Origin of the sequence: Pseudomonas fluorescens (genome assembly GCF_001623525.1) — a bacterium.
Taxonomy (GTDB): Bacteria; Pseudomonadota; Gammaproteobacteria; order Pseudomonadales; family Pseudomonadaceae; genus Aquipseudomonas; species Aquipseudomonas fluorescens_Q.
Window position 1 is genome coordinate 5697999 of record NZ_CP015225.1, and the last position, 18819, is coordinate 5716817.

Sequence of the window (18819 nt, forward strand, 5' to 3'; positions counted from 1 at the left end):
ACCATGACACTCCGTTATCCACAGGTCTTGTTGTTGCTTTGCGCCTTGACCGCGTTGCCTCCGGCCATCGGCGCCGAGAACATCAAGCTCGACACGCCGGTCGGCGGTTGGCGCAACGGTGCGCCGGGCGGCGAGGATGAAAACTTCAGCCAGACCGTCAACTACCCGGCCTCGTCGGTCAATACGCCCCAGGGCCAAGCCAATACCGCTCGCATCACTGGCCAGATCCAAGGCGCGCCCAAGGGCAATGCGCCGGGCCAACTCATCGTCAACGGCGTGAGCCTGCCGTTGAAGCTCGATGAGCAAGGCCGCTTCGACCGGCCATTTTCATTCCCCAACGGCAGCAACAGTGTGGAAGTACGCAGCCCCGACGGCCAACAGCGTCACCGCACGCAATTTCTCAACACCAGCGGCGGCGCCACCCCGGCCAAGCTGCGGGTGTTGCTGACCTGGGACAGTGACGGCACCGACCTGGACCTGCACCTGGTCACCCCCGATGGTGCGCACATCTGGTACGGCGACCGTGCCGTCGCCAACGGCGCCGCCCTCGACGTCGACGTCACCACCGGCTACGGCCCGGAAATCTTCGCCATGCCGGCGCCGATCAAAGGCCAGTACCTGGTGTATGTGAACTACTACGGCGGCGGTTATCGCTATCAGGACGACGGCGAGGAAGGTGAGGGCGGTGGAGAACAAGCGCAACAAGCCCTGACCACCGCACAAGTCACAGTGATCACCGAAGAAGGCACGCCGAACGAGAAGATGGAAACCTTCGTGGTGCCGATGCGGGCGGTGGGCGAGCTGACGTTGGTCAAGAGTTTCAGTTACCCATAAGGCCATCCCCGGTCCCCTGTGGCGAGGGAGCTTGCTCCCGCTGGGCTGCGCAGCAGCCCCATCTGAAGCTGACTGCACTTTTACCTGACATACCGCGGCGCCTGCTTGGGGGGGCTTCGCGCCCCAGCGGGAGCAAGCTCCCTCGCCACAAGAGCGGTCGGTGCTTGTGATCAATAAAATCTCACGCGTGAGCTATTGTGGGCTTGCGAAACTACCTGTAGTGTTTCTCACGCGTGAGTTTTTCACAGTGGGGTCAGTACCATGTCAACCAGCTCTCCATCAGATCCGCCAGACGGGTCTGTAACCGATTCAGCGAGCCGCACGGGAGAGCGCGCCAAACCCTCCGCGAAAAAGCCGTCGAGCTTCTACATGAAGCAGATGCGCGCGGGCCTGAGTGCCGCCGGGTATGTGAAACACGAGACTTGGGTGCTTCCTGAAAACCGAAGCCTGCTCAAGCAAATGGAGAAACAGCTACGCCAACCGATTCTGGCTGGCTCATTCATGTCGGAGAATTACATGAGCGCAGGTAATAACTGGAACATCGACCGCCTCTACAGCGCCCTTCAGGCCCTGGACGAAGTGGTCGCGAACGACATCACTCTCTCCCTCGTCCAAGGCTCCGAGTCCAGCATCAAGCTGGAAATGAATGATTTTGGCGGCCTGCCGATCTACATCGCGGTGGTGGGTGACCAGATCATCGTCGATACCGTCCTGGTGGACGTCGAGTCGATCAACGATGTCGCGGCATTCAATGACGCCGTGCTGCGCAGCCGGGAAATGTTCCCGCTGTCGTCCATCGGCATCGAGACCATGCCCAACGGGCAAGTCGTCTACAACATCTTCGGTGCGTTGAGCGCCGACTCCAGCCTGACCAACGTCGTGACCGAGGTCAAAACCCTCGTCGACAACGTTCAGCGCGCCAGCGAAGCCTTCGAACGCTTCTTCATTTAATTCACCGAACAGGAACTATCCAATGACTCAGTCCATCTGGAGCAAATTGTTCACCGCACTGCGTGGCGGTGCCAGCGAAGTCGGTGAATCGATCGTCGACCAACAGGCCCTGCGCATCCTCGACCAGGAAATCCGTGATGCCGACAGCGCGCTGGCCAACGCCAAGCGTGAGCTGGTCACCATCATGGCCAAGCACAAGCTGGCGACTGATCGCGTCGGCGAATACAACGCCAAGATCAAGGACCTGGAAGCCAAGGCCCTGGCCGCGATCCAGGCCAACCGCGAAGACCTGGCGCTGGAAGTGGCCGAAGCCATTTCGACCCTGACCAACGAACTGGACGCCGAGCAGAAGCACGCCACCGAATTCGGTGGTTATGCGGACAACATGCGCAAGGACATCACCAAGGCCGAAAGCCGGATCAAGAGCCTGCGCCAGCAAGTGGACATGGCCAAGGCCCGCGAAAGCGTGCAGAAGGCCCAGGTCAGTGCTTCGATCGCCAGCGGCGGCGCCAATGGCAAGCTGGAAACTGCCGTCGGTACGCTCAACCGCTTGCAGGCCAAGCAACAGCAACGTGCCGCTGAGCTGCAAGCCCAGGACGAACTGGCCGAGGCTTCGACTGGCTCCGACCTGGAGCGCAAGCTGCGCGACGCCGGCATCACGCCGAACGAAGGCAGCGCCAATGCGATCCTGGAACGCCTGAAGAAAAAATCGGCTGAGTAATCGCTGAGCGCCCCGAACCCGTGGCGAGGGAGCTTGCTCCCGCTGAGGCGCGAAGCGGCTCCAAAAAAAGGGGCCTGCTGCGCAGTCCAGCGGGAGCAAGCTCCCTCGCCACAATAATGTCCGGCGCTCCTGGATTTAATTGTGACGCAGGTACTTTTATCCAACCCCCGCAACAGGTTTAATGCTGTCCGGCCATTACGCTCGAGCCCTTAGACGCCAGAGCGATGATCCCGCCAGGAACGAAGCCCCACGGAGTCAGGGACGAATGTCGATTTTTCTTTTGTTGCGCACGTACGCGTCGTCCTTCTTCCATCGGTTCGGCTGGGCGGGCCTGGCCATTGCGTTGGGCGTGCACCTGTCCACGGCCTGGATCGGCCTGGTGGTGCTGGGCGAGCAACACCTCATCGCCGCCGCCACGTTTATCTACTTCTATCTCACCACCACGCTCACCGTCGGCTATGGCGATCTGTTGCCACAGACATCCGCCGGGCGAATTTTCGTGGCGACCTGGATCATGCTCGGGGGTATTGCCCTGTTGACGACGGTCATCGGCAAAACCACCAGCAGCGTCATCGATGTATGGAGAAAAGGCATGAAGGGCAAAGGCGATTTCACCGGCAAGGTCGGCCACACGGTTCTCATCGGTTGGGAGGGCGCCTCCAGTGAGCGGGTCATTGAATTGCTGCTGCAGGACGAAACCTCCAATGACAACCTGATCGTCATCTGCGATTGCGATCTCGAAGAAAACCCCATGCCCGGCAAGACATCGTTCATCAAAGGCGACAGCCTGTCCTCCGTCGCGCTGTTGCAGCGTGCCGGCGTGCCGGGTGCCGAACGCGTGCTGGTGCGCACCCACTCCGACGACCTGACCCTGGCCACCGTGCTGGCGGTCAATCAATTGGGCCCTGCCGGGCATGTGGTCGCGCACTTCAATGACAGCGAAATTGCCGCCCTTGCCAGCGCCTATGCGCCGAGCCTGGAATGCACCTCCAGCATGGCCATCGAAATGTTGGTGCGTGCCTCCCAGGACCCGGGCTCGTCCGTGGTCATCAATGAATTGCTCTGTGTCGGCCAAGGCGCCACTCAGTACCTGATGAAACTACCCGAGGCGTTTGAAGCGACGTTCGGCGAGCTTTATGCCCGATTGAAAGAGCAGCACAACGCTACGCTGATTGGTTACCGCGCCAAGGGCGCCCGACACCCATCGATCAACCCGCCCGGCGCCACCCGCGTCGTGGGCGGGGAACTCTTCTACATCGCCTCCACGCGTCTCAAGGAAATTTCCCATGGGGTGGTTTAAACAGTTGATGGGGCTTGAGGCCCCGAACGCGAACACGAAAGCCAGCAATAACGCGCCTGTCACTGGGCCGCTGGGCCTGGCCTCCGGCAAGCAGGTCATGTTCGACTCCACGCTCAAGTTGCTGCTCGACGGCAACAGCACCGTGGTCATTCCGGGCTCCCAACAGATCTGGAGCCTGGGCATCGTCGACCTCGGGCAGTCGAACTGGCTGTCGCGCTGCTACATGAACGACGAAGACTACTGGCTGCAAGTGCACACCAGTGGCGATATCGCCGGGCAGGTCGAGTCGGTGATCCTGTTCAACTACCTCAGCTACGTCACGATCAGCAGTGAAGCGGAGTTACGTCGCCTGGCCGGCCCTGACAGCCTGATCGGCCTGCCGACCTACACCCATGACGGCGTCGAGTACACCCGCGAATGGGGCACCGAGGCTGGCCAGACAGAACTGGTGACGTTGAGCGAGCGCGTGAGCAATCCGGATGAGTCCTACAGCGTCGAACACCGTTCGATGCTGTACGCCCGCGACACCGGCCTGACGGATCGCCGGGAGTTCCTGCTGTTCTCCGTTGAAGAGGACGCCGAAGGCACCGTCAGCCTGAGCACTTCGCTGGGTATTTCGCTGTACACCACTGACCTGAACACTCTTTGAATAAGGAACACGTCCATGCTTGAAGCGCTCTCCATTTCCCTGAACAAAGCCGCCGTGCTTGGCTTTGTCATGTACATCCTCGGCGCCGCCGTGCTGTTCGCGCTGTTCCAGTTCATCTACACCCGCGTCACGCCGCACAAAGAGTTCGAGCTGATCCGTTCGGGCAACGTGGCTGCGGCCATCGCCCTGGGCGGTGCCGTCATCGGTTTCGCGATTCCGGCCAGCAACGTGATTGCCTATTCGATCAGCATGCTGGATTTCGTTGTCTGGGCAGTGATCGCCGCTGTCGTCCAGTTGTTGGCGTTCCTGGTGACCAGCCTGGTGCTCAAGGGCGCTTCCGCGCGGATCAGGAACGGTGAGATCGCCGCGGGTATCTATATCGCCGCCGTGGCCATCAGCGTCGGCATGTTGAACGCCGCGTGCATGACGCCTTCCACAAACTGATTGCGCCACGGAGAACCCGATGAAACGAAGCAAGTACGTCCAGCTTTCGCTGGCCGCGTCGGTCGCCATGGCGATATCCGGCTGCGGGCCGACGGAAAAAACCTACGAGTTGAAAAAGAAGTACAACTTCCAGTCCGTGCAGCAATGTGTCGATGAAAAGCTGCCGGTAGATATTTGTGCTGACGCCTACATGACCGCCATGACGGAGCATCGCCGGATTGCGCCGGTGTACGACAACCAGGCCGATTGCGATGCCGACTTCGTTCCCGATTGGTGCCAGCAGGACTCCGCTGGCAAGTTCATCCCCAAGCTGGGCGGTTTCGAACTGAGTGCCGAGGGCGAGGTTACGCAATCGGAAGTGGACGCTGCCAAGGCCCAATTGCCGGCCTCGGAAGCGATGAATACCGGTGGAGGTTTCAGCAACCTGCTGACCGGGCTGCTGATCGGCAACATGCTGAGCAGCAACCGCAACAGCTATTTCTCCGAGCCGGTCTACCGCTACCGCGATGATCGTGGCAGCTTCGGCTCCTCCACGCTCAGCCAGCGGGTGTCGACAGGCTCGACATTCACCAAGTCCAACCAGGCGCGATACGGCAGCTACACCGACTCCATCAAGAGCAGCAAGGCGATGTCCGTTGCTTCGTCCACGTCTCGCGGTGGTTTCGGCAGCAAGTCCAGTGCCCGCAGCGGTTGGGGCGGTTCGAGCAGCTCCGGCGGCTGAGGAACGAGCGCCATGAAGAAGATCCATTGCGCAGAACGTCATGACTGGAAACAGACGGCCGAGCATCTCGGCTTTCTGTTCCACACCATCGACGACGAACCCTATTGGGACGAAAGCGCGTACTACCAGTTCACCCTCAAGCAGATCGAGGACGACCTGGAAGACCCGACCACCGAGATCCATGATATGTGCATGGACCTCGTGGCCCGCGTGGTCCAGAGCGAAGAATTGCTGGAACGCCTGAGCATTCCCGCGCCGTTCTTCGACCTGGTGCGCACTTCATGGCTCGAAGGCCACCCACACTTGTATGGGCGCATGGATTTCTCCTACAACGGCACCGGCCCCGCCAAGCTGTTGGAGCTCAACTACGACACGCCGACCAGCCTCTATGAGGCGGCGGCGTTTCAGTGGGGCTGGCTGGAGCAATGCATCGAGCGCGGCTTGCTGCCGGCCCATGCCGACCAGTTCAACAGCATCGACACCAAGCTGCACCAGGCTTTTGCCCAGTTGCAGATCAAAGAGCCGTTTTATTTCGCCTCGATGAAAGGCTCGGTGGAAGACAAGGGCACCACGGACTACTTGCGCCTGATCGCGGAAAAAGTCGGCATTGAATCGCGGCACATCGATATCGAAGACATCGGCCTCAACAGTGACGGGCGTTTCGTTGACCTGGAAGAGCGCTGGATTGCCCACCTGTTCAAGCTGCATGCCTGGGAGTTCATCTTCCACGAGCCGTTTGGTGAAGCGATCGCCCAGTGTGATACGCAGTTTTTCGAGCCGGCCTGGAAGTCGATCATCTCCAACAAAGGCATCCTGCCGCTGCTGTGGGAGTTCAACAAAGGCCACCCGAACCTGCTCGCGGCCCACCTGGATACCGACACGAGCAAAGCGGTGCCCAAGGGCTGGGTGCGCAAGCCGTTCTTTTCCCGGGAAGGCGCCAACATCGAGCTGCAAACCGCTGATGGCCTGATGGTAAAAGAAGACGGCCCCTACACGGACGCCCCGTTCATCCTCCAGGAGTTCGCGCCACTGCCACGCTTTGGCGACAGCTACACCCTGATCGGCTCCTGGGTCATCGGCGACCAGGCCGCCGGCATTGGCGTGCGGGAAGACAACAGTTTGATCACCAAGGATTCCAGCCGGTTCCTGCCGCACCTGATCCTTGACTGAGCGATGCCCCCCGCTTTTGTGGCGAGGGAGCTTGCTCCCGCTGGGGCGCGTAGCGGCCCCAAATCCAAGCACCGCGCAGTGTCAGACAGATTGCATAGGCTTTCAGAGGGGGCGCTGCGCAGCCCAGCGGGAGCAAGCTCCCTCGCCACAGGAACTTTGTGCTCCCACAGGGTCAGGTGTTCGCCGCAGGCTTTTTCAGGTCCACCAGTACCGCACCAAATGAAAGAAGATCGGCGCGGCGAAGCACACCGAGTCCAACCGGTCGAGCATGCCGCCGTGGCCTTCGATCATGTGGCCCCAGTCCTTCACGCCGCGGTCGCGCTTGATCGCTGACATGACGATGCCGCCGGCAAAGCCCAACAGGTTGATCAGCAAGGCGATGAGGAACGACTGCCACGGATTGAACGGCGTGATCCACCACAGCGCGCCACCGATCAGCGAGGCCAGGAAAATGCCGCCGACAAACCCCTCCACGGTTTTCGAGGGCGACAGGTTCGGTGCGATCTTGTGTTTGCCGAACAGCTTGCCGCACACGTACTGCAACACGTCCGAGAGCTGCACCACGATCACCAGGTAGGCGATCAGCAACAGGTTGCGCCCTTCGAAACCGGCGATGTCCAGCGTCAGCAGGGCCGGGACGAAGGAGATGCAGAACACCGCGATCATCAAGCCCCACTGGACCTTGGAAGCGCGCTCCAAAAAGTGCGTGCTGTCGCCGCCCAGGGACGCCAGGATCGGCAGCAGCAGGAACACATACACCGGGATAAAGATCGAAAACAGCCCGTACCAGTCGTAGTAGATCAACAGGTACTGCAGCGGCAGCGCCAGGTAGAACGCGGCCACCAACGCTGGATAATCGCTGCGCCGGGTCGGTGTCAGGGTCAGGAATTCCCGCAGGGCGTAGAACGACACCGCGTAGAACAACAGGATCACTGCGGCGTTGCCGAGCCAGAACGCGATGCCGATCACCAGCACCATGATCCACCAGGCGTTGATCCGCGCGTTGAGGTTGTCGATGACGGAGTTCGGCGCGCCGCGGGTTTTCAGCTTGAGAATGAAACCGATCAACGAAGCCAGCACCAGAATGGCGCCGATCCCGCCAAACAACATCAGGGTATATCGATCCATGTCAGACGTGCTCCGGGGCCAGTGCCAGCAGCGCGGCGCGGCTGCGTTCAAGAAATTGCTCTTTGCTTTCATCTTCTTCGATGCACAGCGGCGCGCCGAAACTGGTGGTGCATAACAGCGGCAGCGGTAGTACCCGGCCCTTGGGCATGACGCGGTTGAGGTTGGCGATCCACACCGGGATCACCTCGACCTCGGGGTGTTTTTTCATCAAGTGATAGATCCCGCTCTTGAAGGGCAACAGGCCTTCCTCCGGATTGCGTGTGCCTTCCGGAAAGATGATCAGTGAGTCGCCGTTTTCCAGCGCATCAAGCATCGGCTGCAATGGGCTGTAGGAAGGATCCTTGCGTTCGCGGTCCACCAGCACACCGTTGAACACCCGGTTGATGATGTAGCGACGCACCGGGCTGGTTTGCCAATAATCGGCCCCCGCCACCGGGCGGGTGAGCTTGCGCAGCGCCGGCGGCAGCGAGGCCCAGAGCAACACGAAGTCACCGTGGCTGCTGTGGTTGGCGAAGTAGATCCGCTGCACCGGCGTCGGCGCGCAGCCGAGCCACAGGCTGCGAGCGCCCGTGACCATGCGGGCGGCGGAGGTGATGAGGTTGGCGACCACGGGTTCGAACATGAAGATTCCTTGTCCTGAGAAGCTCGGGTAGTGACGCAATCGTTAACAGCTGACCATTAACTGTGGCGAGGGAGCTTGCTCCCGCTGGGCTGCGCAGCAGCCCCAAGAGGCTGAACACAATTCATCTGATGCACCACAGTGCCTGGTTTTGGGGCTGCTTTGCAGCCCAGCGGGAGCAAGCTCCCTCGCCACCAAAACTATCTAGATACTTGAAGCTAACCAGGGGCTGGCCAGGATGAAGCCCAGCACCAGGACGACTTGTACGGCCAATAATCGTGACTGTCGACGCAGCAGCAACAACGCGCCGTGCCGGCGTTCAGTCCAGAGACGCCCTGCACGTGCGGCCGGTTGCAGGCCCAGGGAGGTGAGGGCTTGATCCAAGGTATAGGTGCGCTCGGCCAGGGACTGGGTGCTGTCAGCCATGCGCTGGAACAGATCGGCATCGAATGCCACGCGCAGCGCCCAGTATTTTTCCAGCATGCCGAGCACCAGTAGCGCCGCACTCAACAGCAGCAACCACGGATCGATGATGCCCACCAACCATTGCCCCAACCCCAGCAGCGCCCCAAGCAGCGTCAACCCGGTGGAAAACTGGTCCAGCGAATGCCCCCGGCGCAACAGGCTCGCCACGGTGTGGAGCTCCATATCAGTGATCATGGACATTCCCCTGTGCTGTGGATAACTGCTCCAACGCGCGACGGTGTGCCGCGTGCAAGACGATACGCGGTCGAGCGCGCTGGATTTGCACGATCGCCGCATCAACGCTCGCTGCCCGCCCGCTGTGCAACAACCAGGCAACCACCGCCGTGGCGCTGCGCGAATAACCCAGGGCGCAGCAGACCAGCACCGGCCCGTGCTGGCGCAGGCTTTCGATGGCCTCTGCCGCTTGCAGGCATTGCTCGGCGGTCGGCGCTGTCAGGTCGAGCACTGGCAATGAGCGATAGGCGACGCCCGTGCTGTCCATGGACAGTTCCGCGCAGAGGTCGAGCACGCCGGTAAACGCACTGTCTTTCAGCTCCATCGGCGTGGGGATACGTCCCAGCCACACGTTATCCGCTATCAGGTCCGGTTGCGGATGCTTGCGCGTCCAGCCGCGCGAATTGATCCACGCCGCCGCCAGGTAAGGCGCCAGCAACCAACGCGCTGCCGGGCTCAAACGACCATCGGCACGCTTCTGGAAACCGTCGGCACCGAACACCAGGTAATTCAGCGCCACCATGAGCACCGCGACCGCCGGCCAGATCAGCCAGAGCCACGCGCCGCCCAAGGCAAACGCCGGGATAAACAGCGCCGCCGCGCCCAGGCCATAACGCAAGGCCAAGCCTCGGCGGGCAGGATCCGTCGCCAGTCGCGCACTCAGCAGCGGACTCGGACGGTCCAGCGGCCACAGCCAGACACACAGCCAACCGGCCAACGCGCCCGTGGGCAGGTCAATGAAGTGATGTTGATACGTGGTCAGCACCGACACGCCGATCAACGCGAACCAACCGTGCATCACCCAGCGCCAGAAGCCCTGCAGATGCCGCTGATAGCAGACCCACAGCACCACCAGCAACGCGATGTGCAGCGACGGCGCCTGATTGAACGGCTTGTCGAAACCCGCCAGCACTTCGAACAACCAACCAAACACCCCGTCCATTTCCGGGCGGGGGAAAGTGAAGCGCAACGGCCAGAGCAAAAAGCAACTGACCGCAATCACCTGCGCCGTCAGCAGGCGCAAGGCGTGGCGCTTGAGTTCTTCGCGGCTGGTGGGCAATAGCAAGGACAGGCCGTACAACAGATCGATCGACCAGTAAGGCACGATGGTCCAGGCCATGAACGGCATGTGGCTTTCCCAGGCGAACACCAACGTGCCGACATCGTCACGCTGGGAGGTGACCCAGGTGGCGAAGCCGTAAGTGGTGAAGAACAGCGGCGCCAACAACAGCAACCACAGCACCGCCGGTTTCAGCAGTGCGGGCTCGCGGGCCGGCGCGATGACGGCGCTCATTACTGCACTCGCTGGGCCAGCGAAACGCTGAAAATGCCCCATTCATCGACCCGCAGGGTGATCTTGCGAAAGCCCGCCGCCTCAACCAATTGATCCATTTCCGCCTGGGTGCGTCGGCGCATCACCCAGGCTTGCCCTGCGCGGTGGCTGGTGAGGGCGCGGGCGATCAGTTCCAGTTGCGGGTGCCATGGCTGGCCGGTGTAGACCAGGAAACCGCCAGGCTCCACGGCTTCGGCCAGGCCCGCGAGGGAACCGCCGACCAGTTGGTTGTCGGCAAACAGCTCGTACAGGCCCGACACCACGGCGAGGGTTGGTTTCGGCTCCAGCGCCGCCAGATCCTGGCGGTCGAAGGCATCGCCCTTGACGAATCGGGCGATGTCGCCCAAGCCTTTTTCCACGATCAGCGCGCTGCCATCGCGCACGTTGATGTCGCTGTAGTCGCGCAGCAGGATCGACTCGGGCAACGGGCTGACGCCTTGCAGCGCTTCGAGAATGTAGCGGCCATGGCCGGCGGCGATGTCGACGATGCGCACCTCGCGGTCTTGCGCACGCAACTCGCCCATCGCCAGGCGCAACAGCTCCTCGACGTGCAGCTTGCGCTGGCGAATGCCGCGCCAGCCGATGGAGTTCAGGTAATTCTGGTCAATCATCTTGCCCAGCGCCGAGGTGCCGGTGGGGCGGTTGCGGTAGACGTAATCCAGGGTGCTGCCAGAGTCGAACCCAGTGTCGAAACCCAGTTTCACCCCGGCGGACAACTTGCTGCCAAAGCGCATGCTGGCGCGGGTCATGCGCCAGTAGAGGTCGCGTAGCGAGTTGTGCGGCAGCGGTGTGGCCAGGGTTTCGGCTTCGGCGCAGGTCGCGCCCAGGCGATCGGCGTCGAGCAGGGAAGGGCGGTCCAGCGCTCGGGCAAAGTTTTGCAGGATGAAGCGGCGCGCACTGGCAATGGCCGGGGCACGGTTCTTCTCGCCGAGGGTGTCGTGGAAGAACCCCGGCAGAATGTGTTTCTCCTTGTGCAAACTGCCCAGGCGCTCGAAGAACTGCTCCTGGGGTTTGCGGTGCACCACGAAGTCCGAGCCGGAGATCAACAGCTGCGTCGGCACCTGGATCGCCTGGGCATCGGCCACCACGCGGTCGGCGGCTTCGTACAGGCCCAGCAGCACGTTCACCGAAATGGCCTTGGTGATCAATGGATCGCTGTCGTAGGACGCCACTCGCTCCGGGTCATGGCTGAGGAACTTCGCCTTGACGTAACTGTTGACGAAAAAGTTGCCGCGAAACTTGCGCATCAACGCCAGGCCCGGACGAGCGAAGGGCACGTAGAGCTTGACCTTGAATGCCGGCGAGGCCAGCACCAGCGAGCGAATGCGCGGCGCGTAGTCGTGGACCCAGGTGGACGCGATCACCGCGCCGACGCTTTGCGCCACTACCGCGATGTTCGCCTCGTCGATCTGGTGCGTGGCGCCGATGTGATCGCAGAAGGTCTGCACATCCCGCGCACTGGTGGCAAAACTCGGGCTGTCGCCCCGTTCGCCCGGCGACTGGCCATGGCCACGGGCGTCCCAGGCAAAGAAGTCGAACCCGGGCAGGTCCAGTTCATCCACCAGGTGCGCAATGCGCCCGGAGTGTTCATGACCACGATGAAACAACAACACAGCCTGGCGGGGGTCACCCGCCGCCGCGTCGACAGCCGGCCAATGCCGGTAGAACAATTCCACGCCGTCGTGGGTAGTGAACGTCAGTTCCTGGGCTTCGCGCATTGCAAGTTCCTTTATGCTGAGGGAGCGTTTTCCTTCACTTGGCCCAGGCCATGACGGACCCGGTTGACCAAGGTATACACCAGCAGGGCGGCAACCACCGCCATCACACCATCGACCCAGAGCGCCCCGAGCCAACCCAGGGCAATGCCGGTCGCCAACACGCCCAACACAAAGGCGCGATCACTCTTGCCCATCGGCCCGTCATACCGCCGCGAAGCTCCCACCATGGCCCCGAGCACGCCGGCATATTCGCTGAACAACGCCAACAGCGTGACGAGCAACACGAGCAACAGACTGGCATCGGGAATCAGGGCAAAAGGCAGGATCAAGGCAGCGTCGGCGATGATATCGCATAGCTCATTGAGGTAGGCGCCCAGATGCGATTGCTGGCCAAACTCCCGCGCCAACATGCCATCCACGGCATTCAACGCCATGCGCAGGAACATCCAGATCGGCACAAGCACGAAGATCCACGGATGATTGGCAAACCAGGCGATGACCGCACCGACCAATACCGAAACGATGCCGGCGAGCACGGTGACCTGGTTGGCGGTGACGCCGTTGTTGTAGAGGCGTTGAACCATGGGGCGCAGCAGGTTTTGAAAGGCGGGCTTGAGTTGGTAGATGGAGGGCATCGGGGTGAGATCTCGGCCGGTTGCGGGGCTGGGCTTATACAGGTGCGAGATTACGATAGGTTGAGGGGTTGCTGGCGGGTATTTCTCGAGAATGCGCGCGGGTAGGCATCTAAAACGCAATTTGCGGGTGTAAACCCCGGTGTGAGCGGGCTCAACCAATAAAGACCGGCCTACGCCAACCCCCGTGGCGAGGGAGCTTGCTCCCGCTGGGCTGCGCAGCAGCCCCCAAAGAAGACAACTCAATTTGCCTGGCCCACCGAGTCATGGGATCCAGGGCTGCTGCGCACCCCAACGGGAGCAAGCGCCCTCGCCACAAGAGCGGTGGTGTGTCAGTTAAGGATCAAACGACGAAAATCCTGTGGGAGCTTGCTCGTGATAGCGGTGGGCCAGAACAGGTCAGCAGTCTGTTAGCCTCCATTCCTCCCTCCAGGACCGCATACATAAGGAGTGTTTCAAATGCTGCGAGTGGATTGGCTCGATAGCCACATGGAGAAATGCGACCAGATGGCCGAATGGCTTTATCGGGAATTCAATCATGAGTATGCCGAGCAATCCCTCGACAGTTGGCAGCAGGAGTTCGCGGCGGGGCAGGGTGATGGGCGTTGGAAGTGCCTGGTCGCCATGGAACACGACCAGTTGCTCGGCGGCGCTTCACTGGCCAGCAACGACCTGCCTGACCGGCCAGAGTTGGGCCCGTGGCTGGCGTGTGTGTTCATCACCCCCGAGGCTCGACGCAGAGGGCTTGCAGCGCAGTTGATCGAAGGCATCTGCAGTCATGCGCGAGAGGCTGGAATCATCACCTTGTTCCTGCACACCCACAGCCAGCGTGATTACTACGCCAGGCTCGGCTGGGAGGTGTTGGAGCGTTTCGAGGCTTGGGGCAAAGAGCAATGGCTTATGTCACGACAGTTATAGCCGCCGCCGGGAGTTGCACGCCTAACGTTTAAATTTAGCGAATCGCCCTACGTCCACCGCTTCTTTCACTGACTTAATTCCTCAGCCATCGTCGGCAAAGTCTCGCGTTCGTCCCTGTCCCGCGAGACTCCCGCATGTTTGCCCCTGACAAACTCCTGGCTTTGAACAACACCATCGGCTCTTTGGTGGTGGCGGCCATGGACCCCGATCAGCCGGATGTCGAAGCGGTACTGGCGGACTTCCGCGCCTGCCTCAACGACTACGACGCCTGGGCTGAAAGCTTTTGGGCCGGCTGGGCGCTGGATCTTGAACAAGTGTTCAAGGTCGGCAACGAGGTGTCCCTGGCGGCGCCGAAGAATCTTGATCAACCCATCAGTGCCACGGTGGTGGCCTGTCCGGCGGGAGGGCCGCTGACGCTGGTGCACATGTTCCAGGCGGCGCGCTTTGTGCCGATTGGCGACACCCCGGTGATGCTGGAACCCGTCACCGGAGGCGAGCCCGGGAAGGAAACGTTTGGCGAGCCGGTGCATCACGTCATTGGCCCAAGCGGCGTCCTGGAGATCCCCGAATGCTGGCGTGGCGGGCGCTACCGCATCACTTTTTTCCCCCATGTGACGGCCGATCACGTCAAGGCGCTGTATGCGTCCTATCAAGGGGTGATGGACGAACTTGAGGGGTGGCTGAAGGCCGAGTGGGACGAGTTTCAACCCCTGTGGGCGGCGTTTTCCGAGGCCGGGTTTCGCGAACGTTATGACCTGGTGCAGCAGGCCGATTGGCGCGGTTTCGAAAACGCCCTGCATCAGCTATGGGATGACGTTAAACAGGTTTTCCAGCTGTTGGCCGATCTGCAGGCCAACAGCGAAAAGCTCCTGGAGTATCTGACCCAGGTAGAACTTGAGCAGTTACTGAGCGCTTCATCCGAGGCCATCGCCAAAGGACTGATGGTGTTGAGTGACGAGCCGTTGCTCTTCGTTCACATGGTGGCATTCGTCAGTTGGCTGCGGATGTTGCCGCCTCAGTACATGGCCGAAGTCGTAGGTGAAATGCGCACTTCGGTGCTGATCAATTTCCTGTTGATGCGCTTGACCGGCGCCCTGGGCATGGGCGTGCGGATGAGCGGAAAGGTACTTGGCCAGCTCCGCTCGGCGCGGGCTCGGGAGTGGTTAACCGCATCAAGCCTGAGGCTGGCCCAACGCTCCACCGATCGGCTCGACCGGCATCCCGATGTGCTCAAACCGTTGGTGGTCAGCGCCCAGCGTGCGCCATTGAAGCCGACGCCTGTCGGACCTCTGCACATCACCCCCGAGCATTCTCCACCCTTGGCGATCAGCAATCCGGCCGCCGTGGCGCGAGAAAAATCCCACGGTTCAACCCGGCTAAGCAAACACGAACCCCACGACGACGCCCCCGCCCAGTCGAAAAACCCCAACGGCGACAGCGCCGACACCGCCGCCCAGACCCAGACCAGCGGCTGCCCGGTGTCGATGGTCACCGGCGAAGAACTGCTGACCCTCGACGATGGCACCCTCGATGGCCGCTTGCCATTCGTCTTCACCCGTTTGTACCGCACCAGCGCCGCTGACCTGGACGTCGGCCTCGGGCGCGGCTGGAGCCATGCCCTGGCCCATCGCTTGGAGCTTAAGGGCGAGCAGGTCACCTGGGTCGACCAGGAAAACCGCCGCACGACGTTTCCCCTGCCCAACGCCCAGCGTCCGGCCATCCACAACAGCCTGGCCCGCGCGGCGATCTACCTGGGGGCCGAGCCGGACGAACTGATCGTCGCCCAGCCCGGGGAAAACGCCCCGTTTCTGCACTTTCGCGACGGTCACCTGACCGCCCTCAGCGACCGCTACGACAACCGCCTGACGCTGCAGCGCAACATCCATGGCGACATCAGCCGCCTGGACAACGGCGCCGGGCGCGCACTGCGCCTGCGTTACGAGCAGCGCCACCTGATCGCCGTCGACTACCAGAGCTTCCATCCCGCCATCACCCTCGACGAAGCCTGGCGGACCGAACAGACGCTGATGTCCTACCGCTACGACGGACGTTTCCGACTGATCGAAGCGACCAATGCCGCCGGTGAAAGCGAACGCTACGACTACGACGACCAGCACGTCATCCTCCAGAGGCAACTGGCCGGCGGGGCGAGTTTCTACTGGGAGTGGCAAGGGGCCGGGCGGGCGGCGCGCTGCGTACGGCACTGGGCTTCGTTTGCGCAAATGGACAGCCGCTACACCTGGGGCGAGCACGGCAGCGTCACGGTCCAGCACCTCGACGGCAGCCAGGAGGTGTATGTCCACGACGACCGGGCGCGGCTGGTGCGCAAGGTCGAGCCTGACGGCGGTGAGCACCTCAAGGCCTACGACGAACAAGGTCGCTTGATTGCCGAGCAGGACCCGCTGGGCGCCGTCACCGAATACCGCTACGACGACGTCGGACGGCTGCTGGCGCTGATTCCCCCCGTGGATGCGCCGACGTCCTACGAATACCGCAACGGTTTCCTGCACACCCGTGCGCGCGGCCAGGCGGTGTGGCGCTACCGGCGCAATGCCCGGGGGGACGTGATCGTCCTCATCGACCCGGCCGGCCGGCGCACGGAATATGCCTACGACGCCCATGGGCAACTGCTGGCGAGGTATGACCCGGACGGCGGCGAACATCGGTTCACCTGGAGTCGCCTGGGCCAACTGACCGAAGAGATCCTGCCCGACGGCAGTCGCCGGCGTTTTTCCTACGACGCCCTGGGGCGTTTGCTCAGCCGCCAGGACGAACATGGCGCGCTCACGCACTACCAATGGGACGCCGTCGGCCGCCTGCTGCAGGTGACCTTGCCCAACGGAGCCACGCGGACCTGGCGCTACAACGCCTACGGCAAGATCACCGCCGAGCGCGATGAACAGGGCCGTCTGACCCGCTACGAATACGCCGACGACCTGCACCTGGTCAGCCGTCGCCTGAATCCCGACGGCAGCGAGCTGAAATACCGCTACGACTCGGCGCGGTTGTTGCTGACCGAAATCGAAAATGAATCCGGCGAAAAATATCAGCTGGACTACACGCCCAACGGCTTGATCCGACAGCAAGTCGGCTTCGACGGCCAACGCACCACCTACGCCTACGACCTCAATGGCCACCTGCTGGAGAAAACCGAGCACGGCGAGGACGGTTCGCAACGGCTCACCCAGTACCAGCGTGACGCGGCTGGGCGGCTGCGAGTCAAGACCTTGCCCGACGGCCAGGCCATCGAATACCGCTACGACGAACTGGGCCGATTGGTCCACGTCAACGACGGCAGCGATCATCCCCTGGCCTTTGAGTACGACGCCCAGGACCGGCTGGTCTGCGAACACCAGGGTTGGGGCACCCTGCGTTATCACTACGACGCTTGCGGACGCCTCAACCACCTGCGCCTGCCGGACGACAGCCAGCTCGACTACCACCATGCCCCAGGTGGCGCACTGACCGCCATCGACCTCAACGGCTCGCGCCTGACCGAACACCGCTTTGTCGGCGGTCGCGAACGGCAACGCCAGCAAGGCCGGCTGCTCAGTGACTACGACTACGACGAACAGGGCCGCCTCAAGGCCCAGACCGTGTGGCAGAGCCAACAGCAGCAACTGTTCTGGCGCGATTATGCCTACAGCGCCAAGGGCAACCTGCAAACCCTTTCCGACAACCGAAGCCGCCGCAGCTACCAGTACGACCCGCTGGATCGCCTGACCCGCATCGACTTTTCCCACAGCGACCCGCCGGAACACTTCTGCCACGATCCGGCCGGCAACCTGATGATGCAGGACCGCCCCGGCCCCGACCACCCTCAAGGGCAACCGCCTGCTGAAAGAGGGCGACCGCCACTATGACTACGACGCCTTCGGCAACCTGATCCGCGAACGCCGCGGCCAGGCTCTGGTCAGCGCCTACCGCTACGACAGCCAGCACCGCCTGATCGGCGTCACCACGGCGGCTGGGCGTGAAACCTCCTACCGCTACGACGCCTTTGGCCGACGCATCAGCAAGACCGTGGACGGCCTGACCACGGAATTTTTCTGGCAGGGCGACCAGGTCGTCACCGAAAACAGCTCGCGCCACCACCGCAGCTACGTCTACGAACCCGGCACCTTCCGCCCGCTGGCGATGCTCGACGGCGAAGGCCCCGACGCCCGCCCGTTCTACTACCACCTCGACCACCTGGGCACTCCCCAGGAACTGACCAACCCCGCCGGCCAGATCGTCTGGTCAGCGCGCTACAACGGCTACGGCCAACTCACCGAACTCCAGCACGGCGGCGGCGAACAACTGGAACAACCGCTGCGCTTCCAGGGCCAATACTTCGACCCGGAAAGCGGCCTGCACTACAACCGCCACCGCTACTACAATCCCGGCACTGGCCGCTATCTGACGTCTGACCCGAGCAAATTGGCGGGTGGGCTCAATGGGTATCGCTACACGGTGAACCCGACGGGGTGGGTGGATCCGTTGGGGTTGGTGGATTGTCCGGGGAAGGGTGGGTGTCGGCCGGCGGTTGGGGGCAGGATCCGGCGGCGAAGGTTGGGGTGGATGAGGGCGAATCGAAGCTCCCTCAAGCCAAGCCTAAAGATATCTATACCTATCGAGGTGACTCACGAGAGCCTTGGGAAATATTTGAGGCAGGATTCGAACCGTTAGGGTGGAGTACCGATCTATTTTTGCATGCTAAAGATAATCGAAATCCGCCTAGTATTTATGTAAGTACAACCCCTTCAAAGACAGAGGCAATAAAATTCGCGACTGGTTTTGGATATGAGCGTGGATACGTATATGTGTTAAAAAATGTGCCGGGTATTGATGTGAATAAGAAACTAGGTGTCATGTCGCCGCATCGAAGGGAGGTGGAAATAGCTGTGCCCGGAGGGATTGATAGAAAAGATATAGTAGGGGCAACCCCAGTGAATGAAGATGGAACCTATGTAGGATACTCGATACCTAATTTTGACAGGTGA

General features: G+C 61.8%; 15 protein-coding genes and 1 pseudogene. 10 read left to right on the forward strand and 6 right to left on the reverse strand.

Annotation, left to right across the window (positions count from 1 at the left end; translation table 11 throughout):
* Positions 1–3 precede the first annotated feature (3 nt).
* The 8 genes from TK06_RS24670 (at position 4) to TK06_RS24705 (ending at position 6790) form a co-directional block, all read left to right on the forward strand.
* Positions 4–834 carry a YfaP family protein gene (locus TK06_RS24670; RefSeq protein ID WP_063324182.1) on the forward strand — a complete coding sequence of 277 codons (831 nt, stop codon included), beginning with the start codon at positions 4–6 and terminating at the stop codon, positions 832–834.
* 369 nt (positions 835–1203) lie between these two features.
* Positions 1204–1785, forward strand: coding sequence for a YjfI family protein (locus tag TK06_RS24675; protein ID WP_086936714.1), 582 nt, complete (start codon positions 1204–1206; stop codon positions 1783–1785).
* 22 nt (positions 1786–1807) lie between these two features.
* Positions 1808–2506, forward strand: coding sequence for a PspA/IM30 family protein (locus TK06_RS24680; RefSeq protein ID WP_003205987.1), 699 nt, complete (start codon positions 1808–1810; stop codon positions 2504–2506).
* Between the two features lie 265 nt (positions 2507–2771).
* Positions 2772–3806, forward strand: a complete 1035-nt coding sequence (locus tag TK06_RS24685) for an ion channel (protein WP_063324184.1) — start codon at positions 2772–2774, stop codon at positions 3804–3806.
* Positions 3793–4455, forward strand: a complete 663-nt coding sequence (locus tag TK06_RS24690) for a DUF2491 family protein (RefSeq protein ID WP_063324185.1) — start codon at positions 3793–3795, stop codon at positions 4453–4455. Before TK06_RS24685 ends, TK06_RS24690 begins: the two co-directional genes overlap by 14 nt.
* 15 nt (positions 4456–4470) lie before the next feature.
* The gene (locus TK06_RS24695; RefSeq protein WP_063324186.1) at positions 4471–4899 is read left to right on the forward strand and encodes a DUF350 domain-containing protein; all 429 of its coding nucleotides are present in this window, start codon (positions 4471–4473) and stop codon (positions 4897–4899) included.
* A gap of 19 nt (positions 4900–4918) precedes the next feature.
* Positions 4919–5620 carry a DUF1190 domain-containing protein gene (locus tag TK06_RS24700; protein ID WP_063324187.1) on the forward strand — a complete coding sequence of 234 codons (702 nt, stop codon included), beginning with the start codon at positions 4919–4921 and terminating at the stop codon, positions 5618–5620.
* Positions 5621–5632: 12 nt separating this feature from the next.
* Complete coding sequence (locus tag TK06_RS24705; RefSeq protein ID WP_063324188.1) at positions 5633–6790, forward strand: glutathionylspermidine synthase family protein; 1158 nt, start codon at positions 5633–5635, stop codon at positions 6788–6790.
* Between the two features lie 195 nt (positions 6791–6985).
* Here TK06_RS24705 and TK06_RS24710 read toward each other — a convergent pair whose 3' ends face one another.
* The 6 genes from TK06_RS24710 to TK06_RS24735 all read right to left on the reverse strand — a co-directional run bounded on the left by TK06_RS24710 (position 6986) and on the right by TK06_RS24735 (position 12922).
* Entirely contained in the window at positions 6986–7918 is a 933-nt protein-coding gene (locus TK06_RS24710; protein ID WP_063324189.1) for a phosphatidate cytidylyltransferase, read from the reverse strand.
* A gap of 1 nt (position 7919) precedes the next feature.
* Entirely contained in the window at positions 7920–8540 is a 621-nt protein-coding gene (locus TK06_RS24715) for a lysophospholipid acyltransferase family protein (protein WP_063324190.1), read from the reverse strand.
* Between the two features lie 201 nt (positions 8541–8741).
* Positions 8742–9197, reverse strand: coding sequence for a hypothetical protein (locus TK06_RS24720; RefSeq protein ID WP_063324191.1), 456 nt, complete (start codon positions 9195–9197; stop codon positions 8742–8744).
* Positions 9187–10530 carry a phosphatase PAP2/dual specificity phosphatase family protein gene (locus tag TK06_RS24725; RefSeq protein ID WP_063324192.1) on the reverse strand — a complete coding sequence of 448 codons (1344 nt, stop codon included), beginning with the start codon at positions 10528–10530 and terminating at the stop codon, positions 9187–9189. Before TK06_RS24725 ends, TK06_RS24720 begins: the two co-directional genes overlap by 11 nt.
* On the reverse strand, positions 10530–12287 hold the full coding sequence (locus TK06_RS24730; RefSeq protein ID WP_063324193.1) for a bifunctional alpha/beta hydrolase/class I SAM-dependent methyltransferase: 1758 nt from the start codon (positions 12285–12287) through the stop codon (positions 10530–10532). The genes TK06_RS24725 and TK06_RS24730 overlap by 1 nt, the downstream gene beginning before the upstream one ends.
* Positions 12288–12298: 11 nt before the next feature.
* Complete coding sequence (locus tag TK06_RS24735) at positions 12299–12922, reverse strand: CDP-alcohol phosphatidyltransferase family protein (RefSeq protein WP_063324194.1); 624 nt, start codon at positions 12920–12922, stop codon at positions 12299–12301.
* A gap of 456 nt (positions 12923–13378) precedes the next feature.
* On the opposite strand from TK06_RS24735, the gene TK06_RS24740 reads away from it, so the two are divergent.
* Both TK06_RS24740 and TK06_RS24745 read left to right on the forward strand, forming a co-directional pair.
* Positions 13379–13837 (forward strand): GNAT family N-acetyltransferase, encoded by a 459-nt coding sequence (locus tag TK06_RS24740; RefSeq protein ID WP_063324195.1) that lies wholly within the window; start codon positions 13379–13381, stop codon positions 13835–13837.
* A gap of 134 nt (positions 13838–13971) precedes the next feature.
* Positions 13972–18819, forward strand: a pseudogene (locus TK06_RS24745) (RHS repeat-associated core domain-containing protein).

Excerpts from the sequence above, each read along its gene's own strand:
- TK06_RS24670 (WP_063324182.1), top strand. The coding sequence starts at position 4 with ATGACACTCCGTTATCCACAGGTCTTGTTGTTGCTTTGCGCCTTGACC.
- TK06_RS24675 (WP_086936714.1), top strand. The coding sequence starts at position 1,204 with ATGAAGCAGATGCGCGCGGGCCTGAGTGCCGCCGGGTATGTGAAACAC.
- TK06_RS24680 (WP_003205987.1), top strand. The coding sequence starts at position 1,808 with ATGACTCAGTCCATCTGGAGCAAATTGTTCACCGCACTGCGTGGCGGT.
- TK06_RS24685 (WP_063324184.1), top strand. The coding sequence starts at position 2,772 with ATGTCGATTTTTCTTTTGTTGCGCACGTACGCGTCGTCCTTCTTCCAT.
- TK06_RS24690 (WP_063324185.1), top strand. The coding sequence starts at position 3,793 with ATGGGGTGGTTTAAACAGTTGATGGGGCTTGAGGCCCCGAACGCGAAC.
- TK06_RS24695 (WP_063324186.1), top strand. The coding sequence starts at position 4,471 with ATGCTTGAAGCGCTCTCCATTTCCCTGAACAAAGCCGCCGTGCTTGGC.
- TK06_RS24700 (WP_063324187.1), top strand. The coding sequence starts at position 4,919 with ATGAAACGAAGCAAGTACGTCCAGCTTTCGCTGGCCGCGTCGGTCGCC.
- TK06_RS24705 (WP_063324188.1), top strand. The coding sequence starts at position 5,633 with ATGAAGAAGATCCATTGCGCAGAACGTCATGACTGGAAACAGACGGCC.
- TK06_RS24710 (WP_063324189.1), bottom strand. The coding sequence starts at position 7,918 with ATGGATCGATATACCCTGATGTTGTTTGGCGGGATCGGCGCCATTCTG.
- TK06_RS24715 (WP_063324190.1), bottom strand. The coding sequence starts at position 8,540 with ATGTTCGAACCCGTGGTCGCCAACCTCATCACCTCCGCCGCCCGCATG.
- TK06_RS24720 (WP_063324191.1), bottom strand. The coding sequence starts at position 9,197 with ATGATCACTGATATGGAGCTCCACACCGTGGCGAGCCTGTTGCGCCGG.
- TK06_RS24725 (WP_063324192.1), bottom strand. The coding sequence starts at position 10,530 with ATGAGCGCCGTCATCGCGCCGGCCCGCGAGCCCGCACTGCTGAAACCG.
- TK06_RS24730 (WP_063324193.1), bottom strand. The coding sequence starts at position 12,287 with ATGCGCGAAGCCCAGGAACTGACGTTCACTACCCACGACGGCGTGGAA.
- TK06_RS24735 (WP_063324194.1), bottom strand. The coding sequence starts at position 12,922 with ATGCCCTCCATCTACCAACTCAAGCCCGCCTTTCAAAACCTGCTGCGC.
- TK06_RS24740 (WP_063324195.1), top strand. The coding sequence starts at position 13,379 with ATGCTGCGAGTGGATTGGCTCGATAGCCACATGGAGAAATGCGACCAG.